A 4,152-nucleotide genomic window follows, 5' to 3' on the forward strand; every position below is an offset into this window, starting at 1 on the left:
AATCTCGCTTCCCGCTCCATCGTCGAATCCTCATCTTATTTTTCTGATGCTTGCCTCCGCGCAGGCGTTTTTGTGTGCCTGGCCGACAGGGGTGCGCCGCCGGCAGCTTGAAGTTGCCCGGTAGCGTCCCAATATCCTTAGGCCTTTGCGGCATGCCCGCTTTCGAACCTCGAACCGATCAAGGATTGCCAATGGCCGAACCGGCTCTGTCCATCCGTGGCCTCACCAAGGTCTACGGCAATGGTTTTGAGGCCCTCAAGGGCATTGACCTCGACGTCGCCGAGGGTGACTTCTTTGCGCTGCTGGGCCCCAACGGCGCCGGCAAGTCCACCACCCTGGGGGTGGTCTGCTCGCTGGTGCAGAAGAGCGCCGGCAAGGTGTCGATCTTCGGCATCGACATCGATCGCGACTTCCCCCGCGCCAAGTACCACCTGGGCGTGGTACCCCAGGAGTTCAACTTCAACCAGTTCGAGAAGGTGATCGACATCGTGCTGGCCCAGGCCGGCTACTACGGCATGCCCCGCCGCGAGGCGCTGCCCCGCGCCAAGCAGCTGCTGCGCGACCTGGGCCTGTGGGACAAGCGCAACGGCAGCGCCCGCATGCTCTCCGGTGGCATGAAGCGCCGGCTGATGATCGCCAGGGCGCTGATGCACCGGCCAAGGCTGCTGATCCTCGACGAGCCCACCGCCGGCGTGGATATCGAACTCAGGCGCAGCATGTGGGAGTACATGCGCCGCATCAACCGCGAGGAGGGCACCACCATCATCCTCACCACCCACTACCTCGAGGAGGCCGAGAGCCTGTGTCGCAACGTGGCGATCATCAACCACGGCGAGATCATCCGTAACACCGGCGTGCGCGAGCTGCTCGCCGAACTCGACACCGAGACCTTCCTGTTCGACCTGGCCCATCCTGTCGAGGCCGCCCCCGAGATCGAGGGCTTCGAGGTCACCCGAGTCGATGCCGCCCAGCTGGCGGTGGTGGTGCATCGCGGCCAGCGACTCAATGACATCTTCACCGCGCTGGACGAGCAGGGCATCGAGGTGGCCTCCATGCGCAACCGCGCCAATCGCCTCGAGGAGATGTTCGTCACCATGGTGGAGCAGGGCAACGATGCCCTGGACCGGGCGGCTGCAGCCGCCCGCGGAAAGGAGGCCCGCCCATGAATCCGACCCAGACCGCCATCGCCCTCTGGACCCTGGTGATCAAGGAGATCAAGCGTTTCACGCGGATCTGGCCGCAGACCCTGCTGCCGCCCTCCATCACCATGACCATGTACTTCATCATCTTCGGGAATCTGATCGGTTCGCGCATCGGGGAGATGGACGGTTTCAGCTACATGGACTTCATCGTTCCCGGACTGATCATGATGGCGGTGATCACCAACAGCTACTCGAACGTGGCCTCCTCCTTCTTCTCCAACAAGTTCCAGCGCTCCATCGAGGAGATGATGGTCTCGCCCATGCCCAACTGGGTGATCCTCTCCGGCTTCGTGCTGGGCGGCATGGCCCGCGGCCTGGGCGTCGGCCTGATCGTCACCGTGGTCTCGCTGTTCTTCACCCGCATCAGCGTGGCGCATCCGCTGCTCACGGTGGGTGTGGTGGTGCTCACCTCGGCACTCTTCTCCATCGGCGGCTTCATCAACGCCCTGCTGGGCAAGAAATTCGACGACATATCCATCGTGCCGACCTTCATCCTGACGCCGCTGACCTACCTGGGCGGGGTCTTCTACTCGATCTCGCTGCTGCCGGCCTTCTGGCAGGGGGTGTCGATGCTCAACCCCATCCTCTACATGGTCAACGTCTTCCGCTATGGCTTCCTGGGCGTCTCGGACATTCCGGTGGGCTGGGCCTTGGCCGCCATCGTTACCTTCATCACCGTGCTGTTCGGTGTCGCCCTGTGGATGCTGGAGCATGGCAAGGGGATCCGCTCATGAACTACCACCGCCCCGAGACCCTGGAACATGCGCCACTGGGGCGCGAGTCCGCCTATCCGGAGCGCTACGATGCCACGCTGCTCTATCCCATCCCCCGCGCCGCCAACCGGGTGCCGCTGGACATCGAGGAAGGCGTGCTGCCCTTCGTCGGCGAGGACGAGTGGCACGCCTTCGAGGCGAGCTGGCTCAACGCCCGTGGCAAGCCGGTGGTGGCCGTGGCGCGCTTTCGCCTGCCGGCGGACTCCCCCAACCTGATCGAGTCCAAGTCCTGGAAGCTCTACCTGAACAGCTTCAACCAGACCCGTTTCCAGAACCGCGAGGCGGTCATCGACACCCTGGTGGCTGACCTGTCCCGGGCCGCAGATGCCGTTGTGTCGGTGGAGCTGTTCGATGTCGACGACGAGGCCCTCGCGCCGCGCCGGCTGCCCGGCGAGTCCCTGGATGAGCTGGATATTGCAGTGGATGCCTACACCCCAAGCGCCGAGCCCCTGGCGGTGGGCGACGAGATCGTCGAGGAGACGCTTTACTCGCACCTGCTCAAGTCCAACTGCCCGGTCACCGGCCAGCCGGACTGGGGCAGCGTGCTGATCCGCTATCGCGGGCCGCGGATCGACCGCGAGGGGCTCTTGCGCTACCTGATCGGCTATCGCCAGCACCAGGACTTCCACGAGCACTGCGTGGAGCATATCTTCGTCGACCTGATGGCTCGCTGCCGGCCCGAGCGGCTGCTGGTGCTGGCGCGCTACGTGCGCCGCGGCGGGCTGGACATCAGCCCCTGGCGTGCCACCCCGGGCGAGCGCCCCCCCGAGCCGCTTCGCCTGGCCAGGCAGTAGCGGCCACCACGACAGGCGGGCGGCCAGCTGGTAAAGTGCCGAGAAGAATTCTCGTCTGACCGCCGCCAAGGGAGACACTCAATGGATGCGCTGACGCTGCTGCACGAACGCAGCTCAATGGGCAAGCTGATGGGGCCGCCGCCCGGCCCCGAGCAGCTCGAGGCGATCTATCGCGCGGCGCTGCGGGCCCCGGATCACAAGGAGCTGCGCCCCTGGCGCTTCATCGAGTTCTCGGGGGAGGGGCTCTCCCGGCTTGGCGAGCTGTTCGCCGAGGCGGAGTACCGCGAGGACCCCCACGTCGGCGATGCCGCCCTGGACGCCGCGCGCAAGAAGCCGCTGCGTGCGCCCATGGTGATCGCGGTGATCGCCAGGGTGACGCCGGACGTGCCCAAGGTGCCCAGGATCGAGCAGGTGATCTCCGCCGGCTGTGCCGCCCATGGCATCCTGCTGGCGGCCCACGCGCTGGGACTGGGCGCCATGTGGCGCAGTGGCAAATATGCCTTCGACCCCACCGTTCGCAAGGGGCTGGGCCTGGAGGAGGACGACGAGGTGGTTGCCTTCATCTACCTGGGCCAGCTCGGCGGGCGCCACAAGCGCATTGCCGAGCATGACATCGACGCCTTCGTCGAACGCTGGCGCTGAGCGGAGAAGAGCAGATGCGCGAGATCGGCAAGGCCCACCCGCGGCTCCCGCTCACCGCACCGGGCCAGGAGGATGACCCGGAGCGCTTCCTGGCCTGGCTCATTGATGCGATCCCCATGGTCGAGCACCTTGGCATCCGAGAGATGAAGCGCGACGGCGAGCGCCTCACCTGGATGCTGGACCTGACCCCCAGCCTCAACGACAAGGGTACCGGCTTCGGCGGCGCCCTCACCGCCCAGACCACCTTGCTGGGCTGGTGCTGGACGACTCTCTGGCTGCGCCGTCACAGCCTTGCCAGGGATGTCGTGGTCGCCGAGGCCAGTCAGCGCTTCCTGGCACCGGTGACCGCTGACTACCGCCTCGAGTGCGAGCCGGAGGCAGAGAAAGGCCCCGAGCGCCTCGCCGAGCAGCTTGCCCAGAAGGGTCGCGGGCGCATCGCCCTGTGTCAGCGGCTCTGGTGCGGAGAGATCCTGTGCCTGGAAGCGCGCGGTGATTACGCGGTGCTTGGCGGCAGCCGAGCGGAAAACGTCTTGCAATCGAGTACTTGAGGCGATAGCATACGCGCCGTCCTAGAGGGAAAGGCAGCGTCCTCCCCGACGGGTCAACAGCATGGAGGGGTGTCCGAGTGGTCGAAGGAGCACGCCTGGAAAGTGTGTAAGTCGAAAGGCTTCGAGGGTTCGAATCCCTCCCCCTCCGCCACCGAATATAGATAAGCCGCTGATTTCAGCGGCTTTTTCTTTG

General features: G+C 65.6%; 5 protein-coding genes and 1 tRNA gene. All 6 read left to right on the plus strand.

Annotated elements, in window-relative coordinates; all coding sequences use genetic code 11:
* Nucleotides 1-191 precede the first annotated feature (191 nt).
* The 6 genes from IBX53_RS15035 (at nt 192) to IBX53_RS15060 (ending at nt 4,110) form a co-directional block, all read left to right on the plus strand.
* Nucleotides 192-1,166, plus strand: a complete 975-nt coding sequence (locus IBX53_RS15035) for an ABC transporter ATP-binding protein (protein WP_290910862.1) — start codon at nt 192-194, stop codon at nt 1,164-1,166.
* Nucleotides 1,163-1,936: an ABC transporter permease gene (locus IBX53_RS15040; RefSeq protein WP_290910865.1), complete on the plus strand. Its 774-nt coding sequence runs from the start codon at nt 1,163-1,165 to the stop codon at nt 1,934-1,936. Before IBX53_RS15035 ends, IBX53_RS15040 begins: the two co-directional genes overlap by 4 nt.
* Nucleotides 1,933-2,769: an NADPH-dependent 7-cyano-7-deazaguanine reductase QueF gene (gene queF, locus IBX53_RS15045; protein ID WP_290910867.1), complete on the plus strand. Its 837-nt coding sequence runs from the start codon at nt 1,933-1,935 to the stop codon at nt 2,767-2,769. Before IBX53_RS15040 ends, queF begins: the two co-directional genes overlap by 4 nt.
* 81 nt (nt 2,770-2,850) lie before the next feature.
* The gene (locus IBX53_RS15050; protein ID WP_290910869.1) at nt 2,851-3,411 is read left to right on the plus strand and encodes a nitroreductase; all 561 of its coding nucleotides are present in this window, start codon (nt 2,851-2,853) and stop codon (nt 3,409-3,411) included.
* A gap of 14 nt (nt 3,412-3,425) precedes the next feature.
* Nucleotides 3,426-3,959, plus strand: coding sequence for a YiiD C-terminal domain-containing protein (locus IBX53_RS15055; RefSeq protein ID WP_290910872.1), 534 nt, complete (start codon nt 3,426-3,428; stop codon nt 3,957-3,959).
* Nucleotides 3,960-4,022: 63 nt separating this feature from the next.
* A tRNA-Ser gene (locus tag IBX53_RS15060) sits at nt 4,023-4,110 on the plus strand.
* The last annotated feature ends 42 nt before the right edge of the window (nt 4,111-4,152 follow it).

It is taken from the genome of Halomonas sp. (assembly GCF_014859505.1).
GTDB lineage: Bacteria > Pseudomonadota > Gammaproteobacteria > Pseudomonadales > Halomonadaceae > Halomonas.